General features: G+C 67.7%; 23 protein-coding genes and 1 pseudogene. 14 read left to right on the top strand and 10 right to left on the bottom strand.

The annotated features are described in order from the left end of the window. Nucleotides 1-178: 178 nt before the first annotated feature. On the bottom strand, nucleotides 179-913 hold the full coding sequence (locus tag ABIB14_RS02655) for a permease (RefSeq protein WP_354233882.1): 735 nt from the start codon (nucleotides 911-913) through the stop codon (nucleotides 179-181). A gap of 365 nt (nucleotides 914-1,278) precedes the next feature. Here ABIB14_RS02655 and ABIB14_RS02650 point away from each other — a divergent pair, with 365 nt between their 5' ends. The 8 genes from ABIB14_RS02650 to asd all read left to right on the top strand — a co-directional run bounded on the left by ABIB14_RS02650 (nucleotide 1,279) and on the right by asd (nucleotide 9,564). Beyond that, nucleotides 1,279-1,977 (top strand): winged helix-turn-helix transcriptional regulator, encoded by a 699-nt coding sequence (locus ABIB14_RS02650; RefSeq protein WP_354233881.1) that lies wholly within the window; start codon nucleotides 1,279-1,281, stop codon nucleotides 1,975-1,977. A gap of 294 nt (nucleotides 1,978-2,271) precedes the next feature. Beyond that, nucleotides 2,272-3,315 (top strand): mycothiol synthase, encoded by a 1,044-nt coding sequence (gene mshD, locus ABIB14_RS02645; RefSeq protein WP_354233880.1) that lies wholly within the window; start codon nucleotides 2,272-2,274, stop codon nucleotides 3,313-3,315. Between the two features lie 104 nt (nucleotides 3,316-3,419). Then, nucleotides 3,420-5,684, top strand: coding sequence for an RNA degradosome polyphosphate kinase (locus ABIB14_RS02640; RefSeq protein WP_354233878.1), 2,265 nt, complete (start codon nucleotides 3,420-3,422; stop codon nucleotides 5,682-5,684). An 11-nt stretch (nucleotides 5,685-5,695) separates the two neighbouring features. Further along, nucleotides 5,696-6,661, top strand: coding sequence for an NUDIX hydrolase (locus ABIB14_RS02635; RefSeq protein WP_354233877.1), 966 nt, complete (start codon nucleotides 5,696-5,698; stop codon nucleotides 6,659-6,661). A gap of 80 nt (nucleotides 6,662-6,741) precedes the next feature. Further along, nucleotides 6,742-7,545, top strand: a complete 804-nt coding sequence (locus ABIB14_RS02630) for a thymidylate synthase (protein WP_354233876.1) — start codon at nucleotides 6,742-6,744, stop codon at nucleotides 7,543-7,545. Next, a complete protein-coding gene (locus ABIB14_RS02625) occupies nucleotides 7,542-8,132 on the top strand; it encodes a dihydrofolate reductase (protein WP_354233875.1) in 591 nt (196 codons plus the stop codon). Before ABIB14_RS02630 ends, ABIB14_RS02625 begins: the two co-directional genes overlap by 4 nt. Before the next feature lie 2 nt (nucleotides 8,133-8,134). Continuing rightward, entirely contained in the window at nucleotides 8,135-8,353 is a 219-nt protein-coding gene (locus ABIB14_RS02620) for an NF038396 family protein (RefSeq protein ID WP_354233873.1), read from the top strand. 68 nt (nucleotides 8,354-8,421) lie between these two features. After that, complete coding sequence (gene asd / locus ABIB14_RS02615) at nucleotides 8,422-9,564, top strand: aspartate-semialdehyde dehydrogenase (RefSeq protein WP_354233872.1); 1,143 nt, start codon at nucleotides 8,422-8,424, stop codon at nucleotides 9,562-9,564. A gap of 6 nt (nucleotides 9,565-9,570) precedes the next feature. Here asd and ABIB14_RS02610 read toward each other — a convergent pair whose 3' ends face one another. Beyond that, nucleotides 9,571-10,686, bottom strand: coding sequence for a winged helix DNA-binding domain-containing protein (locus tag ABIB14_RS02610; protein WP_354233871.1), 1,116 nt, complete (start codon nucleotides 10,684-10,686; stop codon nucleotides 9,571-9,573). Between the two features lie 130 nt (nucleotides 10,687-10,816). Between ABIB14_RS02610 and ABIB14_RS02605 the strand changes: the two genes are divergently transcribed. Together ABIB14_RS02605 and ABIB14_RS02600 are read left to right on the top strand one after the other, a co-directional pair. Beyond that, entirely contained in the window at nucleotides 10,817-11,302 is a 486-nt protein-coding gene (locus tag ABIB14_RS02605) for a hypothetical protein (RefSeq protein WP_354233870.1), read from the top strand. Between the two features lie 89 nt (nucleotides 11,303-11,391). Next, nucleotides 11,392-11,703 (top strand): hypothetical protein, encoded by a 312-nt coding sequence (locus tag ABIB14_RS02600; RefSeq protein WP_354233869.1) that lies wholly within the window; start codon nucleotides 11,392-11,394, stop codon nucleotides 11,701-11,703. Here the strand turns inward: ABIB14_RS02600 and ABIB14_RS02595 are convergent. Genes ABIB14_RS02595 through ABIB14_RS02580 form a run of 4 tightly spaced genes read right to left on the bottom strand, consistent with a single transcriptional unit; the run spans nucleotide 11,700 to nucleotide 15,022 of the window. Beyond that, nucleotides 11,700-12,767 (bottom strand): UDP-N-acetylmuramate dehydrogenase, encoded by a 1,068-nt coding sequence (locus tag ABIB14_RS02595; RefSeq protein ID WP_354233868.1) that lies wholly within the window; start codon nucleotides 12,765-12,767, stop codon nucleotides 11,700-11,702. The genes ABIB14_RS02600 and ABIB14_RS02595 overlap by 4 nt on opposite strands. Before the next feature lie 24 nt (nucleotides 12,768-12,791). Continuing rightward, a complete protein-coding gene (locus ABIB14_RS02590; protein WP_354233867.1) occupies nucleotides 12,792-14,069 on the bottom strand; it encodes an MFS transporter in 1,278 nt (425 codons plus the stop codon). A 15-nt stretch (nucleotides 14,070-14,084) separates the two neighbouring features. Then, complete coding sequence (locus ABIB14_RS02585) at nucleotides 14,085-14,522, bottom strand: MaoC family dehydratase (RefSeq protein ID WP_354233866.1); 438 nt, start codon at nucleotides 14,520-14,522, stop codon at nucleotides 14,085-14,087. Between the two features lie 2 nt (nucleotides 14,523-14,524). Next, the gene (locus tag ABIB14_RS02580) at nucleotides 14,525-15,022 is read right to left on the bottom strand and encodes an FAS1-like dehydratase domain-containing protein (RefSeq protein ID WP_354233864.1); all 498 of its coding nucleotides are present in this window, start codon (nucleotides 15,020-15,022) and stop codon (nucleotides 14,525-14,527) included. 148 nt (nucleotides 15,023-15,170) lie between these two features. Between ABIB14_RS02580 and ABIB14_RS02575 the strand changes: the two genes are divergently transcribed. Together ABIB14_RS02575 and ABIB14_RS02570 are read left to right on the top strand one after the other, a co-directional pair. Beyond that, complete coding sequence (locus tag ABIB14_RS02575; protein WP_354233862.1) at nucleotides 15,171-15,548, top strand: ArsR/SmtB family transcription factor; 378 nt, start codon at nucleotides 15,171-15,173, stop codon at nucleotides 15,546-15,548. After that, nucleotides 15,545-17,224: a SulP family inorganic anion transporter gene (locus ABIB14_RS02570; protein WP_354233860.1), complete on the top strand. Its 1,680-nt coding sequence runs from the start codon at nucleotides 15,545-15,547 to the stop codon at nucleotides 17,222-17,224. The genes ABIB14_RS02575 and ABIB14_RS02570 overlap by 4 nt, the downstream gene beginning before the upstream one ends. On the opposite strand, the gene ABIB14_RS02565 is transcribed toward ABIB14_RS02570, so the two are convergent. The 4 genes and pseudogenes from ABIB14_RS02565 to ABIB14_RS02550 all read right to left on the bottom strand — a co-directional run bounded on the left by ABIB14_RS02565 (nucleotide 17,214) and on the right by ABIB14_RS02550 (nucleotide 21,022). Next, complete coding sequence (locus ABIB14_RS02565) at nucleotides 17,214-17,438, bottom strand: DUF3188 domain-containing protein (RefSeq protein ID WP_354233859.1); 225 nt, start codon at nucleotides 17,436-17,438, stop codon at nucleotides 17,214-17,216. The genes ABIB14_RS02570 and ABIB14_RS02565 overlap by 11 nt on opposite strands. A 79-nt stretch (nucleotides 17,439-17,517) precedes the next feature. Beyond that, nucleotides 17,518-18,381: an HpcH/HpaI aldolase/citrate lyase family protein gene (locus ABIB14_RS02560; protein WP_354233858.1), complete on the bottom strand. Its 864-nt coding sequence runs from the start codon at nucleotides 18,379-18,381 to the stop codon at nucleotides 17,518-17,520. 119 nt (nucleotides 18,382-18,500) lie between these two features. Continuing rightward, nucleotides 18,501-19,319: pseudogene (locus tag ABIB14_RS02555) on the bottom strand (aldo/keto reductase). Continuing rightward, nucleotides 19,316-21,022, bottom strand: a complete 1,707-nt coding sequence (locus tag ABIB14_RS02550) for a glycoside hydrolase family 13 protein (RefSeq protein ID WP_354233857.1) — start codon at nucleotides 21,020-21,022, stop codon at nucleotides 19,316-19,318. The pseudogene ABIB14_RS02555 and the gene ABIB14_RS02550 overlap by 4 nt, the downstream one beginning before the upstream one ends. 76 nt (nucleotides 21,023-21,098) lie before the next feature. Here ABIB14_RS02550 and ABIB14_RS02545 point away from each other — a divergent pair, with 76 nt between their 5' ends. Then, nucleotides 21,099-22,328 carry an ROK family protein gene (locus tag ABIB14_RS02545; RefSeq protein WP_354233856.1) on the top strand — a complete coding sequence of 410 codons (1,230 nt, stop codon included), beginning with the start codon at nucleotides 21,099-21,101 and terminating at the stop codon, nucleotides 22,326-22,328. Between the two features lie 205 nt (nucleotides 22,329-22,533). Then, a partial coding sequence (locus ABIB14_RS02540) for a M43 family zinc metalloprotease (protein ID WP_354233855.1) occupies nucleotides 22,534-24,672 on the top strand: 2,139 nt, incomplete at its 3' end.

Genomic DNA, 24,672 nt, shown 5'->3' with positions numbered 1-24,672 from the left:
CAACTACCTCTGGGAACTACGGGTTGGACGGTGTGGGCCCTGGCGGCCTACCTCTGGCCCTTGAAGAGCCGGTACACCACGAACCCGGCGAACCAGGCCATGGAGAGGCCGGCGACGGCGAGCAGAACAAGGAAGAAAATTTCAAATGCAAGTACGGACATGATGCCATCCTAACGCTTCAGTGAATGAGTAGTTTGTCTATGAAGTAGGCCAGTGAACCGACCGCGGAGACCGGCCCCAGGCCCATGCCCAGAACGGCCGGCAGGTTCAAGGTTTCACCCCGGATAATCACCAGCCTGCGGAAGCTGACCAAGACGGCCCCAACGACGATTCCGACGATGGCGGCGGGAAGCACGGCGATATCGGAGAGCACGAGGCCGGCCATCGGACCGGCGAGCCCCGCCCCGACGATGCCCAGCGGCGCGACGATCCGGTCCGGCCAGCGGATCAGGCCCGCCATCAGGGCGATCGCGGCGCTGATAGCGGCGATGAGCAGCATTTCCCGGACGCCGTTGAAGCGCGAGCCCGCGATCCAGCCGGCGCCCAGGCAGGAAAGCAGGACCCCGGCGCAGGATCCCAGCGTGGACTCGAGGCGCTGCGCCTGGCCGGTGCCGCGGATCAGCTGCATGACGAAGATGGCCATCACGCCCGCCGCCATAAACGCAGGGGTCCAGTTCAGGAAGCCCGGGGCGGGCAGGTAGGTGGCCGCCACGGCCGAGCCGATCCCGGGCAATCCGATCAGGGCGGCGAGGGTCTTCTTGGCGGGGATGCCAAGGAAGTGCGGCCAGCCGACGCCGACGCAGGCGGCGGTGACGATGGCGACGGCCAGCAGGACCTCCGGCGTGGAGTAGGTCCCGGCAACGATAGCGGCGAGTCCGGCCAGACCGATGGCACCGACGCTCCACGACTTCACGACGTTTCCCCCACGATTTGCCCCGGCGCTCGCACCGGGAGGGCGCCCACGCCGCAGTCCCCCACGCTCAACATAGCCACGATCAACCGGCACCTTCGCTCACTGCGGACCTGACTCGGCCTGCTCGACTCCGCCGGGACTGCAGGCCCCGACGGGTCAATCCTGCCCTATCTGAATGTTTTGTGTCGCAAAAGAACCAAGTTGGAAGGGCGAAACAGTGTCCGGGAAATGGTGTTTAGGTATACTCAAGACTCAGCTAGGTTTCCTCCGGCAGCGGCGGCCAGGGCGCCGTCCCGAGGCGTCGTACCCGCCGGTGGAAGCCAGGCTCAGACGCCCAACGATGCGCGGACACCCTTGGAGGAATCATGTCGCACATCCTGCTATTGACGAACAGCACCGGGTCATCGGTGGACGTCCTGCCTGCGCTGGAATTACTGAACCACCGCGTCCACATCCTTCCGGCCGAGCCCACGGCCCTGCTCGAAACCGATCCCTGCGACATCGTGCTGCTCGACGCCCGCAAGGACCTCGTCGGTGCGCGCTCCCTCACCCAACTGCTCAAGGCGACAGGACTGAGCGCGCCCTTGATGCTGATCCTGACCGAAGGCGGCATGGCGGCCGTCTCCTCGGCCTGGGCCGTGGACGACATCGTGCTGGAATCCGCCGGTCCCGCTGAAGTCGAAGCCCGGATCCGACTCGGCATGGCCCGCGCCCTGCCGGACCACGACGAGACGCCCTCGGAGATCAGGGCTGCCGGCGTCGTCATCGACGAGGCAAGCTACACGGCCCGGGTCAACGGGGCCGTGCTCAATCTGACGTTCAAGGAATTCGAGCTGCTCAAGTACCTGGCCCAGCACCCCGGCCGCGTCTTCACCCGCCAGCAGCTCCTCACCGAAGTGTGGGGCTACGACTACTACGGCGGCACCCGCACCGTGGACGTGCACGTCCGGAGGCTGCGGGCCAAGCTCGGTGCCGACCACGAAAACCTGATCGGAACGGTGCGCAACGTCGGGTACCGCCTGACGCTGGCACGGCAGCCGGACGAGGAACTCTCCGAGGCCTGAGCGGCACCGTCCCGGAACCCCCGCCGTCGAGCCCTCCGGTTGCCCGCTACCTTCCCTTGGACGCAGCCGCCAGGACACGACAAAGCCCCGGACTCAGGAGTCCGGGGCTTTGCTCTGCCGCGAGGCGGTTTGGTGGAGGACATACGGGTCGAACGTATCGAGGCCACCCCAGTGGTGGATCCCCCTTGCACCCGGTGAGCCGGATGACGTAACGACTATACGTCCCCGGCCCGGGTGCATCAAATCCGGCGGAGATCCACGCGCCGGCAGGCCGCGGGCGTATAGCCTTGCACCATGAGTCCCGCGCATCCGGAGAATTGGCCCGTACTCACCCTGCAGGGGGCTGTCGACGAACGGCTGCTGCGGGACGTCAAGACCCTTGTGGCAGCCGCCGAGGAGTCCGACGGGAACCCGCCGCTTTCGGAGCAGACCCTCGTGACGCTCCGCGCCGCGGACGTCGGGCCGCACACCGTGCTGGCCCTGGCCCTGTACTCCCCTGACTACGCCGGCGACGATGCCGCCGAGGATTCAGGGAATGAGTCCGCCTTCCTTCGTCCCGCCAGCGCCGCTGCTCCGCCCAGGGCGCGGGTCCGGGGCAACGATTTGGCGGGCTTCGCCGTCGTTGTCGAAGAACCGGACGGCACCGGGGTTCTGGAGGTGGCCGTCCATCCGAGCTACCGCAACCAGGGTGTCGCCGACCGACTTGTCGGCGAGCTGCGGAGGGTGCGCGGCTTCGCGGGCCTCAAGGCTTGGTCGCATGGCAACCACGAGGCCGCCGCGGACCTGGCCGCCCGCTACGGCTATGCCCCGGTCCGCGAACTGTGGAAGATGCGGCTCGCCACGGCGGCCTCGGAACTGCCAGACATCGCCCCGCCGGAGGGCACCTCGCTGCGCAGCTTTGTGCCCGGCGCTGACGAGGAGGCCTGGCTGGCGGTGAACCGGGCCGCGTTCGCCCACCACGCGGAACAAGGAAACATGAGCCGCACCGATCTGGACGCCCGCATATCCGAGTCGTGGTTTGACCCGGCCGGCTTCCTGCTCGCGGTCGACGCCACGGGCAGGATCCTCGGCTTCCACTGGACCAAGGTCCACCCCGGGCACGGCGGACATCCGGCGATCGGCGAGGTGTACGTCGTCGGCATCGCCCCAGAGGCGCAGGGCACCGGCCTGGGCAAGGCCCTGACCGTCGCCGGCATCAAATACCTCCAGCAGCAGGGGCTGCACGCCGTGATGCTGTACGTCGACGCCGACAACATCCCCGCCGTCGCGCTCTACCGGCGGCTCGGATTTTCCCGCTGGGACGTGGACGTCATGTACGCACCGGCGGGCGGACAGTAGTCGGACCGACCGCCCGGGTGCCCGGGAACGCGCGAAATCCCGGCTTGTCCTGCCCCGATTGCTTGTAAGGTTGAAGCTAAATCGCGCCAGCATTAGGAGAGACCATGCAACGGGAATCTGCCGGGACGGCCACGTCTGAGACCGCTGTCCAGGGCAAGGCGGCGCGTCCGGCGCGTGCACAGTTTGGCTCCTCCGAGGTGCCGGCCTCGCGGGCCACCCAGGACCGGATCGACATCCCCGAGTTCGCTCCCAACCTGGAACCGGAAGGCGACATTAGCCCCGACCGCTTCCTTGACCGGGAACTGAGCTGGCTGGCATTCAACTCGCGCGTCCTGGAACTGGCCGAAGATCCCGACCTCTACCTGCTCGAACGCGTCAGCTTCCTCTCCATCTTCGCCTCGAACCTGGACGAGTTCTTCATGGTCCGCGTCGCCGGGCTGAAGCGCCGCATCGCCACGGGCCTCGCGGTCCCCTCCCCCGCCGGCCGGAGTCCCATCCAGGTCCTGGAGCAGATCGGCGAGGAGGCCCACCGGCTCCAGCAACGCCATGCCCGCGTCTACGCGGAACAGATCCGCCCGGCGCTGGCCTACGAACACATCCACCTGATGCACTGGCAAGAGCTTGACGACCAGGCCAAGGACCAGCTCAGCGCCATGTTCGCCGAGAAAGTGTTCCCGATCCTGACGCCGCTGGCCGTAGACCCCGCCCATCCCTTCCCGTACATTTCTGGTCTGTCGCTGAACCTCGCCGTGGTGGTCCGCAACCCGGTCAGCGACAAGGAGCTCTTCGCCCGCCTCAAGGTCCCGGACCAGCTGCCGCGGCTGATCTCCATCGACGGCCCCCGTGCCGGCTCGGTGCCCGGCAGGGTTGCACGGTTCATCGCGCTCGAGGAAGTCATCGCAGTCCACCTGGACCAGCTGTTCGCCGGCATGGAGGTGCTGGAACACCACAGCTTCCGCGTTACCCGCAACGAGGACGTCGAGGTCGAAGAGGACGACGCCGAAAACCTGCTGCAGGCGCTGGAAAAGGAACTCCTGCGCCGCCGCTTCGGGCCGCCGGTGCGGCTCGAGGTGACCAACGACATCAACCCCAATATCCGGGCGCTGCTGATCCGCGAGCTTGGCGTGGAGGAATCCGAGGTCTACTCCGTCCCGGCCCCGCTGGACCTGCGCGGGCTCTCGGTCATCGCCGGGATCGACCGGACGGACCTGCACTACCCCAAGCACGTCCCGCACACCTCCCGCCACCTCAACGAGTCGGAGACCGCAAAGCCGGCCAACGTCTTCGCGGCCATGCGCCGGCGTGACATCCTTCTGCACCACCCCTACGATTCCTTTTCCACCTCCGTGCAGGCCTTCCTCGAACAGGCGGCCGCGGACCCGAAGGTGCAGGCCATCAAGCAGACCCTGTACCGCACCAGCGGCGACTCGCCCATCGTCGATGCCTTGATCGACGCCGCCGAGGCCGGCAAGCAGGTGCTCGCCCTGGTGGAGATCAAGGCCCGCTTCGACGAGCAGGCCAACATCTCCTGGGCCCGGAAACTGGAGCAGGCCGGCGTGCATGTGGTGTACGGGATCGTGGGCCTGAAGACCCACTGCAAACTCTCCCTCGTTGTCCGCCAGGAAGTGGACGGGCTGCGCCGGTACTGCCACATCGGCACCGGCAACTACCATCCCCGCACTGCCCGCTACTACGAGGACCTCGGCCTGCTCACAGCCAATGAGCAGGTGGGCGAGGATCTGTCCAAGCTCTTCAACCAGCTTTCCGGCTACGCCCCGAAGTCCACCTTCAAGCGGCTGCTGGTAGCCCCGCGGTCGGTGCGCTCAGGGCTGATCGACAGGATTGAAACGGAAATCCGCAACGCCCGGGCCGGGATCCCCGCCCGGGTCCAGATCAAGGTGAACTCGATGGTGGATGAAGCCATCATCGACTCCCTCTACCGCGCCTCGCAGGCCGGAGTGCCGGTGGACATCATTGTCCGCGGGATCTGTTCCCTGCGCCCCGGCGTGCCGGGTCTCAGCGATAACATCACCGTTCGCTCCGTGCTGGGCCGTTTCCTGGAGCACTCCCGCGTCTTTGCGTTCGCCAACGCCGGTGATCCGGTGGTCTACATCGGCTCGGCGGACATGATGCACCGGAACCTGGACCGCCGGGTGGAGGCCCTCGTGCAACTCCGCAGCGGGGACGACACTTCGTACGTGCTGGACCTGCTGCGCCGCTACATGGATCCGGGCACCGCCAGTTGGCATCTGGACACGAGCGGGGATTGGATCCGACACCACCTCGCCGAGGACGGCACCCCGTTGCTGGACATCCAGTCATGGCTGCTCGCGTCCCGTTCGCGGCAGCGCTCGACGAGCCTGCGTTAGGGCCGCCGGTTGTGAGTAGCGATTCACTGATTGCGGACCAGACGGACCATCCCGGCGAGGCGATTGCGGTCGTGGCCGCCGGCGCCCTGCCGTGGCGTGTCAACAAGGACGAGCTTGAGGTCCTGCTGATCCACCGTCCCCGATATGACGACTGGTCCTGGCCCAAGGGCAAGCTCGACCCGGGCGAGACCGTTCCCGAGTGCGCTGCCCGGGAGGTGGAGGAGGAAATAGGCCTCCAGGCACCCCTCGGCATCCCGCTGCCGCCGATCCACTACCACGTGCAGGCGGGGTTGAAGGTGGTGCACTACTGGGCTGTCGACGTCGACGGCGCCCCGCTCCACCCGGACGGCAAGGAGGTGGACAGCGTTCTGTGGTGTTCGCCGGAGAGAGCAGCCGGCCTGCTGAGCAACCCCGGCGACCGTGTCCCGCTGGAGCACCTCGTCGCCGCCCATTCCCGCGGAGAACTGACGACCTGGCCGTTGCTGGTCATCCGCCACGCGAAGGCCAAGCCGCGCTCATCCTGGTCCAAGGCCGAGGGCGACCGTCCGCTGGCTGCCACGGGGACCCGGCAGGCCCAGGCCGCGGGGCGGCTGTTGCAGGCCTGGCGGCCCTCGCGGGTGGTGACCAGCCCGTGGCTTCGCTGCGTGGCCACCGTCGCGCCGTATGCCAAGGCCGTCGACGCGAAGGTCAAGCTGGACGATTCCCTGACGGAGCACCGGCATGGCCGGACCCCGCACAAAGCCGCGAACGTCATCGAGACCCTTATCGACAAAGAACGTGCCGTGGCCCTGTGCACCCACCGTCCCGTCCTGCCCACGGTCTTCGCACAGCTGGGCAAGCACATGAACTCGCGGCTGCGGGCGCTCCTGCCGGCCACCGACCCATATCTCTCGCCCGGCGAAATCCTGGTCTGCCACGTTTCACGTGCCAAGGGTAAGATCGTGGCCGTGGAGCAGTTCCGGCCGTTCGACGACTAGGGTCCTCGGCCCCGGCGCCGTCTGAGCACGGCGTAGCTGGCAGTTCTCAACAGACTGGCAGTTTTCAGTAGACTGGGGGCGTGAGCATCCCAACGCCCTATGAAGACCTGCTGCGCGATGTCCTGGAGCAGGGCACGCACAAATCGGACCGCACCGGAACGGGCACCCGGAGCGTGTTCGGCCGGCAGCTCCGCTTCGATCTGGGCAGAAGCTTCCCGCTGATCACCACCAAGCGCGTGCACTTCAAGTCCGTCGCCGTGGAGCTGCTATGGTTCCTGCGCGGGGACAGCAACGCGAAGTGGATGCAGGACCAGGGCGTCACCATCTGGAACGAATGGGCCGGGGCCGACGGCGAACTCGGCCCGGTCTACGGAGTGCAGTGGCGCTCCTGGCCCACCCCCGACGGCGGACACATCGACCAGATCGCGGAGCTGGTGGAAAACCTCAAGAGCAACCCCGACTCACGCCGCCACATCGTCTCGGCCTGGAACGTGGCCGAGCTCAAGAACATGGCCCTGCCGCCGTGCCACGCCTTCTTCCAGTTCTACGTCGCCGACGGCAAACTGTCCTGCCAGCTGTACCAGCGCTCGGCGGACACCTTCCTGGGCGTACCCTTCAACATCGCCTCCTACGCACTGCTGACCTGCATGCTGGCCCAGCAGACCGGGCTGGAACCAGGCGAGTTCGTCTGGACCGGCGGCGACGTCCACATCTACGAAAACCACCTGGACCAGGTCCTCACCCAGCTGCGCCGGGAACCGTACGACTATCCGCAGCTGAAAATCACCCGCAAACCCGAGTCCATTTTCGACTACACCCTCGAGGATTTCGAGGTGGTCGGCTACCAGCACCACCCCACGATTAAGGCGCCGATAGCCGTATGAACAACGAAACCAGCCCCCCCATCGAACCGGTCGATTTCACCGAACAGCTCCGAGCCACCCTCACCGGGCTCGGACTGTTGTGGGCGCAGACGAACACGGGCGTGATCGGCCTGGCCGGTTCCATGCCCTGGCACCTACCCGAAGACATGGCGCACTTCAGCCGGCTCACGGCCGGGCACCCCGTCGTCATGGGCCGCAAGACCTGGGACTCCTTCCCGGACAGGTACCGGCCGCTGCCCGGCCGGACGAACCTCGTCATCACCCGGCAGGAAGACTGGGCCGGGAAGCCCGAGGCAGAAGGTGCGGTCGCGGTCCGGTCGCTCGACGACGCCCTGCTGGAGTCCCAGTTCGCGCCGGGCCAGGAAATGGTCTGGATCATTGGCGGCGGCGAAATCTTCACGCAGTCCCTCGACCTGGCCGACGTCGCCGTGGTAACAACCATCGACGCCACCACGGAAGGCGACACCTTCGCGCCGGAACTCGGTTACGACTGGACCGCTGAGGCCAGCCTGCCGGCGGACGGCTGGCTGACCGCCGCGAACGGCACCCGCTACCGCGTCACCCTGTGGCGCCGGACGGAGGGGTAATAGTGCTTCGGAAGCCTGAAACCCTCTTTGTCCTCGGCTACATGCTGCTGCCCCTGCTGGCGCTGTTGTCTGCGATCGTGGGACTGACCATGATCCTCGGCGGCAACAAGATCGCCGGCGCGCTGGTGCTCGTCATCGTCACCCAGGTGTTCGCTTTCGGTGCGGTATTCGCGCTGCGTCGGCGAAAGAGCGCGCTGCTGGCGGAGCACGACGGCCAGTAGCGGTACCGGCCACCAGACCGTGACGTAACCGACTGCGGGCCCGCCGCCGCAAAGTCTAAACTGGCCCAATGACTACAGCAGCTACCCCGTCCGTCGGACTGGTCGGTTGGCGTGGCATGGTCGGCTCCGTCCTGATGCAGCGTATGCAGGACGAGGGCGACTTCGCCAACATCAACCCGGTCTTCTTCTCCACCTCGAACGCCGGCGGCGCCGCCCCGGACATTGCCGGCGCGGCGGCAGGCGCGGCCGGCCGTCTCGAGGACGCGTTCGACGTTGAAACGCTGGCGAAGCTGCCGATCATCGTCACCGCCCAGGGCGGCGACTATACCAAGCAAGTCCACGGCGAACTGCGCGGCCGCGGCTGGGACGGCCTGTGGATCGACGCCGCCTCCACCTTGCGCATGAGCGACGACTCGATCATCGTGCTCGATCCGATCAACCGCGATGTCATCGACGCCGGCCTCTCCGGCGGGGTGAAGGACTACATCGGCGGCAACTGCACGGTCTCCTGCATGCTGATGGGCCTCGGCGGCCTGTTCAAGAACGGCCTGGTCGAATGGGGCACCTCCATGACCTACCAGGCCGCGTCCGGCGGCGGCGCCCGGCACATGCGCGAACTGCTGAGCCAGTTCGGCACGCTCAACGCCGAGGTCAGCAGCGAACTGGAGGACCCGGCGTCGGCCATCCTGGAAATCGACCGCAAGGTCCTGGCCCACCAGCGCACCGAGATCGACGCCACCCAGTTCGGCGTGCCGCTGGCCGGCTCGCTGATCCCCTGGATCGACGCGGACCTCGGCAACGGCCAGTCCAAGGAAGAGTGGAAGGCCGGGGTGGAAACCAACAAGATCCTGGGCACCTCTGGCGCGGACCGGGTGATCATGGACGGCCTGTGCGTCCGGATCGGCGCCATGCGCTCACATTCCCAGGCGCTCACGCTCAAGCTCCGCGAGGACCTTTCCGTCGCCGAGATCGAGAAGCTGCTCGACGCGGACAATGAATGGGCCACGGTGGTGCCCAACACCAAGGAAGCCTCGATGGCGGACCTCACCCCGGTGGCGGCGTCCGGCACCCTGGACATCCCGGTGGGCCGAATCCGCAAGCTGGAGATGGGCCCGGAATACATCAGCGCCTTCACCGTGGGCGACCAGCTCCTGTGGGGCGCCGCGGAGCCGCTGCGGCGTATGCTCAACATCGCCACCGGCACGCTCTAGGCGCAGCTAGGGAGCATCAATTCCCAGGAACCGGCGGTATTTTGCGGCCTGCAGCTCGAAGGATTTAAGAGCCGCGGGCCGCAGTCCGTTAACGCCGTCAAAGGGCTCCGGCACGACGGCGGCGCCGCGGCCCTTTGCTGGGCCCGCCCAGGTGCCGACCACTTCGCCGCCGGCCACGAGGGTTTTTTTGAATATCCCGTTGCCGCCGGGGACGATCCTGTCCGCGTGCTGTGCGGGCAGCACGATGGACCGGTCGGTGTAGCCCAGCAGGAATTCGTCGAATCCGGGCAGGGCCAGCACGGTGCGCGCACCGGGCACGCCCTCGTCGAGCAGGGCCGCCGTCTCCGGCGAGAGCCAGTACCGCGTCCCCTCGAATTGCAACTCCGCCAGCTGGTGCCGGACCTCGGCGAGTGCTGCCCGGGTTTCCGTCAGCGGAATTCCGGACCACCAGGCGAAGTCGCGTTCGGTGGCGGGGCCGTGGCTGCGGAAATAGCGCAACAGCCACTCTGCAATGCCTTCCGCGCGCCCCAAGCTCCGCGACTCGGTGATCCAGTCGTCAAAGGCCACCATCAGCTGCTGGTTCCCGGCCAGCGGGCCCTGAACCAGCAGCCCGCGCTGGCACAGCACCGCCAGCAGATGGATGCCGCGCTGGCCGGCCGTGGACTGGCCGGCCTGTTCGAAAGCCTGGAACAGCTCCGCCCGGCTGGCGGCCGCCCGTCCGGCGACCCGCAGCAGCGCAGCCTCGGCGGCAGCGTCAACATCCGCGGCTGAGATGCCGAGGTCCCGGTGGCGTCCGGTAAGGGCCCTGATCAAACGGCCGGAGGTGATGTCCAAGATCCACCGCAGGTCCTCCGGAGCGAGCAGGTGCAAGGTGCCGCGCATAGGCCAGGAACGGACGATCTCGCCGCGGTCCAGGGCGGAACGGACGTCGGACACGCGGGAGCCCGGGACGCGCTGCCCCACGGCCCAGAGCGAGGCCTGAAGGTCCTGTGCCTGCAGGGCGGTCATCGACCGTACGGCTCCAGGGGCGGACCCGAAACCGGGGCCGGCGAGCCCATGCGAGGCCAGGCGGAGCCGGCCCATGACGGCCCGGCTCAGCCGCGTACGCCTCACTGCTGCCATGGGAACATCCTAGGTCCGTCCCCCGACTTTCCGATCCGGTCCGGTCCGGTCCGGTACCTGCCCGTAAGTGCCCGGTAAGTGCCCGGGGCCTTCCCAGCATGTGCCCAGCCGGGTTCCTTAAGGTGGATGCATGACTCTGGGTGATGTGTGGCCGCGCCTGCGGCCTCTGTGCAGGAGGCTGGCCCTGCTGGGCTGGGCTTCCAGCGCGGCCGGGATGGCGGCCGGCCTCGCCGTCGCTATTGCCGGCGGCACCCGCCTTTCGTCCCTGATGGCGACGTTCCAGATGCTTTCCGCGGTCTGCATGGCCGTCGCGGTTGCCAGTTTCGTCACGGCGGCCACGCTCCAGCCGCGACCCCCGGCACCGCACGAGGCCGAAGCCCCCGACGTCGAGCTTGACACCGCCGCGGAGTTCCCGGCCACCGTTCAGAGTTTCCTGCTGGGCTCCGTGGTGCTGCTGGCCGGGGCGGTGGCTTTCGCCTGTGCCGGGCTCGTGCTGCGCAGCGGCCCCAGCGCTCAGTCGGTGGCGTTCTGCCAGGTTTTCCTCCTTGGCGCGGCGGCGTCCGGCTTCACCTTCATGCTTTTCAGCAAGGTGGCCCCGCGCCGAGGTAGGAACTAGGGTTCCAACAGCGACGTCCGGCCTATTAGGCTGTCCGGATGATTTTGCGGAGTTTGCTGAGGATGTTAGATCGAGCCAGGACCCGCTGGATGGCCTTGGCAACCCTGGCCGTGCTGGCCGGGGCTGCCGCAATGGTCGGAGCACTCCTCAGCCAGGCCGCTGGCCGGGATACGGAACCCTATCTGGCCGCCGGCCTAGTTGGGCTGGCCGGAGGTTGCGCGGTGGCAGCTATGGGCGGCAGCACGGCAAACCGACTGGCGGTCAGGGTCCGGCTGCTGCGCGACTGGCGGACGCACCCACGCCTTGTCCGGATTCGCGTGCTGCTTGCCGCTCTCGGGGCGCTGACGTCGGCAACGGCCATGCTCATGGCTGCCGCCGGCGCACCCGGGCGTCTTATTTAGAGCTCCATGCCGATCAGCAGCGGCTCGGGCTGCAGCTCAACGCCGAAACGCTCGACGACGCCGCGGCGCACCTCGCGGGCGATCGCCAGCAGGTCTTCCGCGCTGGCCCCGCCCCTGTTAGTGATGGCCAGGGTGTGCTTGGTCGACAGCGAGGCCCGGCCTCCGGAGACGCTCCCGGCTTCCAGCCCGAAGCCCTTTCGATAGTCGGCGTGGTCGATCAGCCAGGCGGCGGAGAGTTTGGTCAAACCGTCGGGGCCAGCGGGGTAGCGCGGGGCGTCCTCCGGCAGACCGGCGGCGACCTCCGCCGGCACGATCGGATTCGTGAAGAACGAGCCGGTGGACCAGGTGTCCCGATCCGCCGGGTCCAGGACCATGCCCTTGGACGCCCTCAGCCGGAGCACCTCGCGCCGGACGTCGTTGGCGTAGGCCCGCTTGCCGACTTCGACGCCGAGGGTCCGGGCCAGCTCCGCATAGCGGATCGGCGCGCTCATCCGGCCCAGCGGCAGCTGGAATTCCACCGTAAGCACCACATAACGCGGGGACCCGCCGGACGTCGCCTGCTTGAGGATGGAATCGCGGTACCCGAACTTCAGCTCCGAGTTGGTAAACGTCTGCATCGCATTGCGTTCGCGGTCCCAGGTGCGTACAGCAGCGATGGTCTGCGACACGTCTGAGCCGTAGGCACCAACGTTCTGCACCGGGGTCGCGCCGGTGGCACCGGGAATACCGGATAGCGCCTCGATGCCCGACCAGGCATGCTTGACGGCGTGCTCCACGAGGGCGTCCCAGTTGTGGCCCGCCTGGACCACGACGGCGACCCCGCCACAGGAGTCCTCCGCGTTGACCGCGAAGCCCGTCGAAGCGATTTTCAAGACGGTGCCGGGGAACCCCGCGTCGGCGACCAGCAGGTTGGAGCCGCCGCCGATGATCAGCAGTGGCTCGCCGCCGGCGTCGGCCTCACGGACGGCGTCGATGATCCCCGCCTCGGTCACGGCTTCGATGTAGTTGGCGGCGGGGCCGCCGACGCGGGCCGTAGTCAGGGTGGAAAGCAGGGTCTGGGTCACCTCTCCAGCCTAGCCGGGTTCGGGTCAGCCGGCCTTGCGGGCCACCGGCGAGAGCACGAAGCTGACCAGAAGCATCACCATGACTGCCAGTAGCGAATGCAGGATGCCGACGTGTTCGGCCAGCAGGCCCAGCAGGGGCGGTCCGCAGAGGAACGCCCCGTATCCGATGGTGGAGACCACGGAGACGCGCGCCGCGGCCTTGACCGGATCGTCCGCTGCGGCGGACATGCCCACCGGGAAGCCCAGCGAGGCGCCCAGCCCCCAGATGGCCAGCGCCACGTACGCCAGCCAGGGAACCGGCGCGAAGACGAACAGACCCAGCCCCGCCACGGCCAGCGCCGCGCACCAGCGCATCACCGGGACCCGGCCGTAGCGGTCAAGGACCAAGGTGCCGGCAAAGCGGCCGACTGTCATGAACGTGACGAAGAGACCGTAGCCGGCGGCTCCGGCGGCATCGGACTGGCCGTGGCCGTCGGCGAGCGCCAGCGCCACCCAGTCCCCGGCTGCCCCCTCGGCCAGTGCCAGCCCCAGCACCAGGACGCCCAGCAGCAGGGTCCGGCGGTCGCGCCAAGCCTGTGCGATCTGCCGCTTGTTATCCAGCGGCGCTTCAGGGCCCTGCGTGGCCTGGCTGACAATGGGTAACGGACCGGTGGAGGGATCATCGAAGGTGTCCGGGCCGGCCGGCCTGAAGGCCTTCTCCGCATAGACCGGGGTGATGTCGGCACGGAACCAGCCGGCGGCCGTGGCCACGGAGCACGCGACCAGGAGTCCGACCACGGCCAGGTGCCAGAAGACCGGCACCCCCGCGCCGGCAGCCCAGGCGCCCGCTCCTGCCCCGGCGACCGTTCCCAGGCTGAACGAGCCGTGCAGCCGGGGCATGATGTGCCGTCGCACCGCTCGCTCGACGGCGGCGCCTTCCACGTTCGAGGCCGTGTTCCAACTGGCGGTGCCGAGACCCACCACGGCCAGTCCGGCCGCGACCGCCACCGGGTTGACCAGGACCGACGTCCCGAACCCGGCGAGAACCAGCCCGGCACCGACCATGATGCTGCCGATCCGAATGGTCTGCTTGGACCCGAAACGCAAAACGATCAACCCGGACGCTGACACCGAGACAAAGGAACCCAGCGTCATGCACAACAGCAGTAGCCCGACGTTGCCGGGGGTCAGGTCCAGCCCGTCACGGATAGCCGGCAGCCGGGACACCCAGCTGGCGAAGGCGATGCCGCTGGAGCCATAGGCGACCACGACGGCGTTGCGCCACCGTCTAACCTCGTCGGACGGCGCGTCACGCACCCTCACGGCAGCCTCCTCCGGTCAGGCCAGCCTGACGACGGCCTGGGCCTTCATGAGAACTTTCGCCCCGCCCACGACGACGGCGAGGTCCACGCGGGCGGTGCCGGCGTCGGCGTCGAGCGCTCCGATGGCGCCGCTGACCTCGATCACCGCACCGGCGGCAGCGTTCCCCGTCGTGTCGGCCACCGGGACAGGCTTGCTGAAGCGGGTCTGAAAGTCCACCACCGCTGCCGGGTCGCCGGCCCAGTCGGTCACAAGTTGGACGGCCACCCCCATAGTGAACATGCCGTGGGCGATCACGCCGGGCAGGCCCACGTCTGTTGCGAACCCCTCGTTCCAATGGATCGGATTGAAGTCGCCGGAGGCACCGGCGTATTTGACCAGGTCGGTGCGGGTGACCTCGATGCTTCGGCTGCCGAGGGCCTGACCGACGGTCAGGTCTGAAAGTGTGGGGCGCATGGCTACTGTTCCTCTCCGCGGACAAGAATGGACGAGGTGGCGGTGGCGACGGCTTCGCGCGCCACGGTACCGGGCTCGTTGCCCGCTTCGGTGCCGGCCGCGGTGCCGGAAAGGGCGAAGATTTCGGAGCGGGTGGTGATCATGGCGCCGCCGCCCATGGCGCGGACGCCGTCGACGTGCAGTTCGGCGACGAGCCGGTCCCCCGCGACAATCGGGCGGTGATGGACGAAGCGCTGGTCGGCGTGGACCACGCGGGAGAAGTCAATACCGGATTCCGGGTCCTCGATCAGCTGCGCATCGGCGCGTTGCGCCACGATGATCGCAAAGGTGGGCGGGGCCACGAGGTCACGGTGGCCCAGCGCCATGGCGGCGTCGACCTCAAAGTGGGCGGGGTGGGTCGCCTTGACCGCCCGCGCGAACTCGCGGATCTTCTCGCGGCCAACGTCGTACACCTCTGCGGCAGGGTAACTGCGGCCCTGCAGATCCGGATTTATAGTCATGGTTCCAGCCTAGCGCCCTGCCTCCGGCCGGCCCTCCGCGTGTCAGCTTGGCGGCGGCCCGTTGCCCACGCTTGATATGATGGAAACATCAATTCATAAATTCATGCGGCCGTATTTCCGTCGTATGCCGAGAAAGCGCAGGCCAGCCGTGATTTCCGCAGCGCAAACCCCTTTGTACGAAATCAAGGCCAACCTGTTCAAGGCCCTCGCCCACCCGGCCCGGATCCGGGTTCTGGAATTGCTGGCAGCCGCGCCGGACACCGCCGCGCAGGTCAGCTATCTGCTGGCCGAGACCGGGCTGGAAGCCTCGCATCTGTCCCAACATCTGGCCACACTCCGCCGGCACCGGGTGGTGACTTCGGTCCGGACCGCAAACGTCGTGACCTACCGGCTGGCCCACCCGAAAATTGCGGAACTGCTCGCCATTTCCCGGACGTTCCTGCTGGACAGCCTGGCGGATTCCGGCGAACAACTCCGGCTCGCGCAGGAACTGCCGGCCGCGCACCTCCCGGGCTCCGCCTCATGACGGCCGGGACAGCAGCCCGCGGCGCCCGCGGCTACCTTGCCCGGTTTTTGCCCTCCGGCCGCGACTATGACGGTCTGCGCACCTCGTGGCGGACGGATCTTCTCGCGGGCATCACCGTGGGCATCGTGGCCCTCCCGCTGGCCCTCGCCTTCGGGGTGAGCTCCGGGGTGGGTGCCGAGGCAGGTCTCATCACAGCGGTAGTGGCCGGCTTGGTGGCCGCCGTCATGGGCGGCTCCCACGTCCAGGTTTCCGGGCCAACCGGCGCCATGGTGGTGGTCCTGGCCCCGGTCGTCGCCTCCCACGGCGTCGGCAGCATTGCCGTGGTCTGCGTGCTGGCCGGGCTGCTGGTCATCATACTTGGACTCAGCGGCCTGGGCCGCGCCGTCGCCTTCATCCCGTGGCCCGTCGTCGAGGGCTTCACCCTGGGCATCGCCGCCATCATCTTTCTACAGCAGGTGCCGATGGCAACGGGCACGGCGGGGGCGCCCGGCCATAACACCCTGCTGGCAGCGGTGGAAAGCGCGTCCAGGGCCACCGCTCCCACCGTATTGCAAACCCTGGCTGTGGTGGCCGGCGTCACGGCGGTGATGCTCCTGCTTCCCCGGCTCAGCAAGGCCATCCCGGCAAGCCTGACCGCCGTGCTGATCGCCACCGTGGCCGCCGAACTCATGGATCTGCAGATCCCACGGATCGGCGCACTCCCGCATTCCCTGCCCGCGCCGGCGCTGCCTTCCCTGGACCCGTCGGCCCTGGGCGGCCTGCTGATGCCCGCGGTGTCCATCGCCACGCTCGCGGCGATTGAGTCCCTACTTTCAGCACGGGTGGCCGCCGGCACGGCCGGTCCCGGCGGCCGGCCCACCGGAAGGTACAACCCCGACCGCGAACTCACCGGCCAAGGGCTGGCCTCGGTGGCGGCGGGGTTCTTCGGCGGCATGCCGGCCACGGGCGCGATCGCCCGAACCGCCGTCAACGTCCGTTCCGGAGCCAGGACCCGGCTCGCGGCGATCGTCCACGCCCTCGTGCTGCTGGCCATCATCTACCTGGCGGCAGGGCTGGTGGGCAGGATACCGCTGGCGGTACTGGCCGGAGTCCTGATGGTCACGGCCACCCGCATGGTCTCACGGCAGACCGTGGCGGCGGTCCTGGGCTCCACCCGGGCGGATGCGTTCGTTTTTGTCCTGACCGCGCTGATCACCGTGGCATTCGACCTGATCGTGGCAATCGAGATCGGGCTGGTGGCCGCGGCGCTCTTCACGCTACGCAAGTTCGCCTCACTCAGCGGGGTCCAGCGCGAAGACATCCCCGGGCCTCCCGCGGCCGGCGACGGGCACATCGCCATCTTCCGGCTGGACGGCGCCATGTTCTTTGGCGCCGCTGAACGGGTTTTGCAGGAGATCAGTCAGGTCAAGGACATCCAGGTCGCGATCATCAGGCTCTCGCAGGTCCGGATGCTCGACGCGACCGGCGCCCACACGCTGGTCGAAGTGATCTCCGCGCTGGAGCTGCGCGGCGTCACCGTGCTGCTCAAGGGCGTCCAGCCGCAGCACCTGGATCTCGTGACCAACGTGGGCGTGATCCGGTCGCTGCGGCACCACAAGCATTTGTTCAGCAGCCTGGTAGACGCCGTGGGGCACGCCCGGAGCCACGTGTCACGGAACGCCGCCGCTAACGCTTGAGCTGTTTCCGGATCGTTTGGCCGCGGACTACGATCCCGGCGATGTGCAGCACGAGTCCGAGCCCGATGACGGCCAGCGAGGCCAAGGCGAGGCCCTGGTTGCCGGTGTTGTTGCCTACCAGGTTCAGGATGATGCCGGCGGCAATCAGGCCCATGGCACTGAAAACGAGCAACTTGTAGGTGGTTGAGGCGGCGGCCCAGAATTCGTTCAGCACTGTGCCATTCTACGTGGCGCCGGGCGGCCCCCGGGCCGGGGCCGGGCCGGGCCGGGGCCGGGGCCGGGGCCGGTACCGGCTACAGTGCCGGCTGCACGCCGAAGGCTACCGCGAGCTTCATGATCTTCTCGGCGCGGCCCAGGCGGGGCAGGTCGGAGCCGTCGCGGATGACTCGGCCGTTGGCCTCGAAGTCGGCCATAAAGTCGGTGGCCCAGGCGACGTCGGAGGGCGTGGGGCTGATGACCTCGTTGATGATGTGGGTCTGGTCAATCTGGAGGCAGAGCTTACCGGTCATGCCCATCATCACCGTGATGCCGGTCTGCTCGCGCAGGATCGGGTGGTTGGTGCCGACCGTGGGGCCGTCGATGGGGCCGGGGAGGTTGCCGACACGGCTGGCGACGACGAGTTTGGCCCGAGGGTAGGCCATCGCCTCGGGCGTGGCGGCCATGCCGGTGTCGCGGCGGAAATCGCCGGAACCGAAGGCCAGCCGGTAGGCGCCCTGGGCCTTGGCGATCTGGTTGGCTTCCTCGATGCCGACCGCGGACTCGACCAGCGCGATGACCGGGACTTTGCCGTCCATGCGGTGGAAGCTCTCGGTGACCTGGTCAGCGGACTCGGTCTTGGCGAGCATCACGCCGAGCAGTCCCGGCGTGCCGCGGAGGCCGGCAAGGTCGTCGGCCCAGAAGGGGCTGGTGGCGTCGTTGATCCGGACCCAGGCGCTGCCGCCGGCCGTCAGCCAATCCACGACGTGCTCGCGGGCTGCATCCTTCTGGGAGGGATCCACCGCGTCTTCGATGTCCAGGATGATGGCGTCGGCGCGGGACTCTGCCGACTGTCCGAATATCTCCGGCTTCATGGCGTTGACCAGCAGCCACGAGCGGGCAATTTCGGCCGGGATGTTGCGTTGGGGCCGGACAATCCCGGCGGTGGTTGTAGAGGTCATGCCTCTACGCTAGCCGCGCGGGGGTGTCCGCCGCCAAGCGATATCCCTTTTCGGGCGACCAATACGACCAAAATCACCTCCGGCACGATCTGACGCGCATTAGTTCGCGTTTTCAGGGCTCAGAACGTCATGGCGGCGGCGACGTCGGCGGCGCAGGCCCTGATCCGTTTCGGCTTGGCGGTGCCGATCACCGGGGCGATCCCCGCCGGATGCTTCATCAGCCAGCCGAGCAGGACCGCTTCCCCGGGCGTCTTCTTCTCCGCGGCCATCCCGGCCACGAGGGCGGCGGTCGACTCCTCTGCGGCCGACGGCGCCGCGGGCGGCGCGTCCGAGTACAGTCCGCGGGACAGCGCCATGTAGGCCTGCGGGGTGATCCCGTGCCTGATGCAGTGCTCCATGGTGCCGTGCGGGAAACTCTAGTCCGTGCCCTCGGCATGGTTGACCTGCACGGTGCTTTCCAGCCAGCTCCGCGCGGACAGGCGCATTTCCAGCTGATCGGCCACCACCGGCGTCCCGAGCCGGTCCCGCAGCAACTCGATCTGCGGCGCCGACATATTCGAAACGCCCACCGCGCGGACTCTGCCTTCGGCCATGAGCTGCCGTACGGCGGAGGCCACCTCCGCCGGCTCCAGTCGGGGGTCCGGCCGGTGCAGCATCAGCACGTCCGCTTAGTCGGTCTGCAGCCGGATCCGCTCGCGCAGGCCCGGGGTTTGGGCCAGCACCCCGCCGAAGACCGCCTCGGTTTTGCCGTTGCGGTAAATGTCGGCATGGTCGAAGAGGGTGATGCAGGTGTCAAGTGCGGCGTCGACGGCTGCGGCCGCCTCGTCCACGTGCGCGGACGAGTACGGCACCGCCGACCAGCCGCCGCCCAGGCCTATGCAGCCATAAATCAGCTCCTGCCCCGGCCGGCCCGAGGGCTCACCGGAGAGGAAAGTCACCGCAGCCAGACGGTGGTGTTGCCCTGGAGCAGCCGCCCGTCGAGCGGTTCGCTGCTGATCAGCACCTCGCCGGCGGGCAGCTCGACGGCGTTATCCCCGAAGTTGGTCACGGACTGCCAGCCGCCGTGCCGGCGGAAGTGCAGCACCTCAGCGTGGCCGGTCTCCAGCCATTCCAGGTCCTCCGAGCTCTGCAGTTCGCGGCGCAGCGTCAGGGCCTTCCGGTAGAACTCCAGGGTGGAGTCCTCGGTGCCGTCCTGGGCCGCGACGGCGTAGCGGCCGAACCAGGCCGGCTGCGGCAGGTGGGCGCCGCCGGCGCCGAAGCCGAAGGAGGCACCCTCCGCGGCCCATGGCAGCGGTACCCGGCAGCCGTCGCGGCCGATCTCCACGCCCTTGTTGCGGAAGAAGGTCGGGTCCTGGCGCTGGGCGTCCGGGATGTCACCGACTTCCTGCAAACCCAGTTCCTCGCCCTGGTACAGGTAGGCGGAACCGGGCAGTGCCAGCATCAGCAGGGTCGCGGCGCGGGCACGGCGCAGACCCAGTTCGATGTCGAGTTCCTCGGCCGGGGCGCCGGCCAGCAGCCAGCCCTTGCCGTCCTGGCCTTTGGCGTGACGGCCCGCGCCTTGGGGCAGGCCGTAGCGGGTGGCGTGCCGGACGACGTCGTGGTTGGAAAAGACCCAGGTGGACGAGGCGCCGGAATCGGTCGCCTCGGCGAGATTGCGGGTGATGATCTCGCGGAACTCGTCAGGTTTGAAGTCGGCCTGCAGCAGGTCGAAGTTGAACGCCTGGCCCAGGCCGGTCGGGCTGGCGTAGCGAGCGCGGCGGTTGGCATGCACCCAGGCCTCGGCGACGGCGGTGCGCGGCGGGTTGTACTCGTTGAAGACCTCGCGCCATTCGAGGTAGACCTCGTGGACTTCGTCGCGGTCCCAGAACGGGTGCGAGCCGTCATCAAAGCCGTCGGCGCCGTCGCTGGCTCCACCCAATTCCAGCCGGGACAGCAGCGGCTCGGTCAGGTCTTTGGTCAGGGCGTGCGCCACGTCGACGCGGAAGCCGTCCACGCCCCGGTCGGACCAGAAACGCAGGGTCGTGAGGAAGTCGTCGCGGACCTCGCGGTTGGACCAGTTCAGGTCCGGCTGTTCCCTGGCAAAGATGTGCATGTACCACTGGCCTGGGGTGCCGTCCGGCTCGGTGATTCGCTCCCAGGCCGGGCCGCCGAATACGGATTCCCAGTCCGACGGCGGGATCTCGCCGTGCTCGCCCTTGCCGTCCCGGAAGATGTAACGTTCCCGCGCGGCCGAGCCCCGCGGCGAGGCGAGTGCTTCCTGGAACCAAACGTGGCGGTTGGAGGAGTGGTTCGGCACGATGTCCGCGATCAGCTTGATGCCGGCGGCGTGCAGCGCGGCGGACAGCTCGTCGAAGTCGGCCAGCGTGCCCAGCTTAGGGTCGACGGCGCGGTAGTCGTCGACGTCGTAGCCGCCGTCGGCGAGCGCTGACGGATAGAACGGGGAGAGCCAGACTGCGTCGATCCCGAGGGCCTTCAGGTACGGGACCTTGGCGGAGATGCCCTTGATGTCGCCAAGGCCGTCACCGTTGGAGTCGAAGAAGCTGCGCGGGTAGATCTGGTACACGGCGGCCTGCCGCCACCAGTTGGGGTCGGCAGCGAGGTCGGAACCGGACAGGGTTGCCAGCGTGGCGGTGTTCGACAAGGGGAATCCTTTAGGCGGGTGCGGTGTCTGGGTCAGGTAACAGTGTGTCTTAGAATTTAGATAGAAGGTAAATCTATTGCCGGAACAATTATGGGTCCGGCTCCACGGGGAGGTCAAGATTCGGAAGCCGCAGCGAGCCGCCACACCCCAACTGCTGCGCCGGGTGAACTCCCAGGCGGTGCTCTCGGCCATCCGCGGCGCCGACGTGGCCACCGGAACCGAACTGATGGCTGGCACCGGACTCACCCGGGCTTCAGTGATAGCCGTCTGCGAGGAGCTCATCCAACGGGGCTGGATCCGTGAACTGGACGCACCGCGGAAGAACCCCCCGGTCGCAGGCAGCCCGCAGAAAGGCCGGCCCGCCCGACGCTTCGAACTCAGCGCCCGCGCCGGCGTCGTCCTGGGTCTCGACATCGGCGCGGCCACCACGACCGCCGTCGTCGCTGATCTCCGGGGCACGGTCCTCGCCCGCGCCGGCGCCAGCTTCCGCGCGGCGGACATCCCGGCCGGCGAGCGGATCAGCCTGGTGGACCGGGTCTGCCTGCAGGCGCTGGAAGCGGCGGGCGAAAGACCGGGCAAGGTCCTGGCCGTGGGCGCCGGCATCGCCGCGCCGGTGGACCGTGACGGCAACGTGCTGTCTGCCCAGCACTTCTGGAGCCTGTTCGACGTCGACCTTCGTTCGGCGCTGGCGGACCTCCACGGCTGGCGGGTGCTGCTGGAAAACGACGCGAACCTGGCCGCACTCGGCGAGCGCTGGCGCGGGTCCGCGCCCGGCGTGGATGACCTCGTCGTGCTCCTGGCCGGTGAGCGTCTCGGGGCGGGCGTACTCGAGTCCGGCCGGCTGTTGCACGGACGCGGCGGCGGAGCCGGCGAAATGGGCTTCCTGGACATGGTTCAGGGGGTTGGCTCCAGCGACGGTATCGCGAGCCTGGCCCGTCAATGGCTGGCCGAGGCCGGCGGACCGGCCGGTGGCGGCAAAGTAAACGCCCGGCGCGTGTTTGAGGACGCCGCGGCCGGGAATGCCACGGCGCTGGCGATCCTGGACCGGCTCGCGGAGCGGATGGCGCGCGTGATCGCTGCCATCGCCAGCCTGATCAACCCCGAACTCGTGGTGATCGGGGGCGCCGTCGCGGATTCCGCGGACGCGCTGCTGCCCGGCATCACCGCAGCGCTGCCGCGCTTTACCGCGACTCCCCCGCGCGTGACGGTCTCGCCGCTGGGCGACACGGTCGTCACCGTCGGCGCCATCCGGCATGCCCTGGACTTCGTCGAGGCGAATGCCCTGGAACTCGCAGTAGCCCCGTAGGGTTCCTACGGCATCCTGCCGGTGACGCCGCAGGATCTGCTCAAGATTAGGCAACGATTCTCGATCTTTGCCAAAAGTTTGCTGCAGCTTGCCGGGTCCGTTCGACTGCCGTCCGTAGACTGGCCTCACTTCCCGGTCTCCCGGCCGCCTTGCTGAGCGTTCAGCAGGGCGGCTGTCTCATGAAAGACACACAGTGAATTCAACAATGAAGAGGACAGCGTGGATCGCGGCGCTGGTCCTTTCTCTGGCGTCATTGCCGGCAGTCGCAGGTTCGGCGGCCTGGGCCGAACCAGCACCGGCACCCACGGCCACGGCGAGTACATCCCCGGCGCCGGCCGCGCCGTCAGGCACCCCGACGACGACTCCCGCGCCAACTCCCGCGCCAACGACACGGCCTGCTCCCGTCGACCCGGCTGTCTTCACTGAAGTCCTCGGCGGCAATAGCCCGTCTCCCGACGCCACCACTGCACCCGAAGTCATCGGCGGCATGCCGATGGACGTTCATACCTTCCAAACGCCCCCGCTGCGGACGGCCAAGGGCATGGTGCGCCCAAGTGTCTCGACGGAGGCCTACTCAACGGCCAGGACCGGCACCATCCAGGTCCGGCTGGTCATGGTTCAACTGGCGGACAAGAAGGCCGCCATCTCGGAGGCCGATGCTAGGGCGGCTGTGAGTACCACCAGCGCATATTGGCAGACAATGTCTGCCACGACAGCGTTGCCCGGGGGGCGGATATCCGTCAACGTAGCTAGCGCCGAGAATTTCACCAGCAAGGCCACCTCGACCCAGAGGTACCCCGACATGATGAACACTATCGCCGGCGAACTGGGGTGGGTGCCTAGTTCATATTCCGCCCTTGTAGTCTTCGTTTCGTCACCGACGCTCTCCGACGGCGCTTATGGTGCGGGCTGGAGCTACAACGGAACCAGCGGACGCGTGCTCATGCCGCTTCCGGGGTCGTTGAGCAAGAGCGTATTGACGCACGAATTCGGACATGTCCTGGGACTCATGCACGCAAACAGCCTGGAATGCGGAAGCGGTGCCCAAGACGTTGGAACCAACCCCGACGGAACCTTCGCCGACGCGAGCTGCAGCATCCGTGAATACGGCGACAGCATGGACCTGATGGGCATTTCTCAAACGAGCCAACCAACTATCAGTTCGTCGCTCTGGGACTTCGGCGGCTTCGGCCGCGGAGACGAGATATTCAACGCGGGCACAATAAGGGACCGCAAGAGTTTTACCCTGACGGCATGGGGCGGCACCGACGCCAACCGCGCCGTTAAGTTCACGGATTCAATAAGCGGTGAAGTCTATTTTCTCGAGCTGCGCCTTCCGGTCGGCTATGACGCAGCGACAGCCGTGAACCTGAACCGTGGTGTCAAGATTGTTCAACAGTTGGGCGCCGGTTCACTGATCCTTCGACCAGACTCGACGCCACTAGCTGGCTACTACAGTCCCCGTCAAGCATGGCAGCCGGGCACGACATTCACCACCCATGCCGGCACCAGGGTATCTATTGACTGGATCTCAGGGTCAGCGGCCGGAGTCACGGTTACGGCGATGCAACTGCCGCGGGGAAGCTTCGATGATCTCGCCATCGTTACGTCGGGTTCCAACTGGTCCCTAGGGGTACGGGGCTGGGCAGTCGACATGGCAGACACGAGCGTCTCGGCCCAGGCGCACGTCTACATTACCGGGCCAGACGGGTCGACTACGGGTTACGGGATACCGGCCGACGGACCCCGCCCCGACGTAGACCAGGTCTTGCAGGTCGGTCCAAATCACGGCTTCAGCCAGTCGTTTAGTGTTTCGACCGCCGGGACGTACAAGGTCTGTGTATATGCCATCGGAAAATTCGGCAATCCGCAGCTCGGCTGTAAGTCAAAAACTATCGTCGGTGTATCTCCGCCCATCGGATCGCTGGACGAAACCACTGCCTCCGGAGGCACCATAACCGCCCGCGGCTGGTCCGTTGACCCGGGAACACCCGGAAACTCCATCCCCGTCCACATCTACGTCACCGCACCCGACGGAACCACCAAAGGAACCGCCTTCACCGCCAACCAAGCCCGCCCCGACGTCAACCAGGCCCTCGGCGCCCCCGGCCCCCACGGCTACACCGCCACAATCCCCATCACCCAGCCCGGCACCTACAAAGTCTGCGCCTACGGCATCCCCGTCACCCCACTCTCCAACGGCAACACCCTCCTCGGATGCCAAACCGTACAAGCCCGAGCCACACCCTCGCCCATCGGATCGCTGGACGAAACCACTGCCTCCGGAGGCACCATAACCGCCCGCGGCTGGTCCGTTGACCCGGGAACACCCGGAAACTCCATC

Source organism: Arthrobacter sp. UYEF3 (genome assembly GCF_040546245.1).
In the GTDB taxonomy this organism is placed as follows: Bacteria; Actinomycetota; Actinomycetes; order Actinomycetales; family Micrococcaceae; genus Arthrobacter.
The sequence above is the reverse complement of the archived record's forward strand: the minus strand, read 5'-3'. Positions and strand labels throughout refer to the sequence as shown.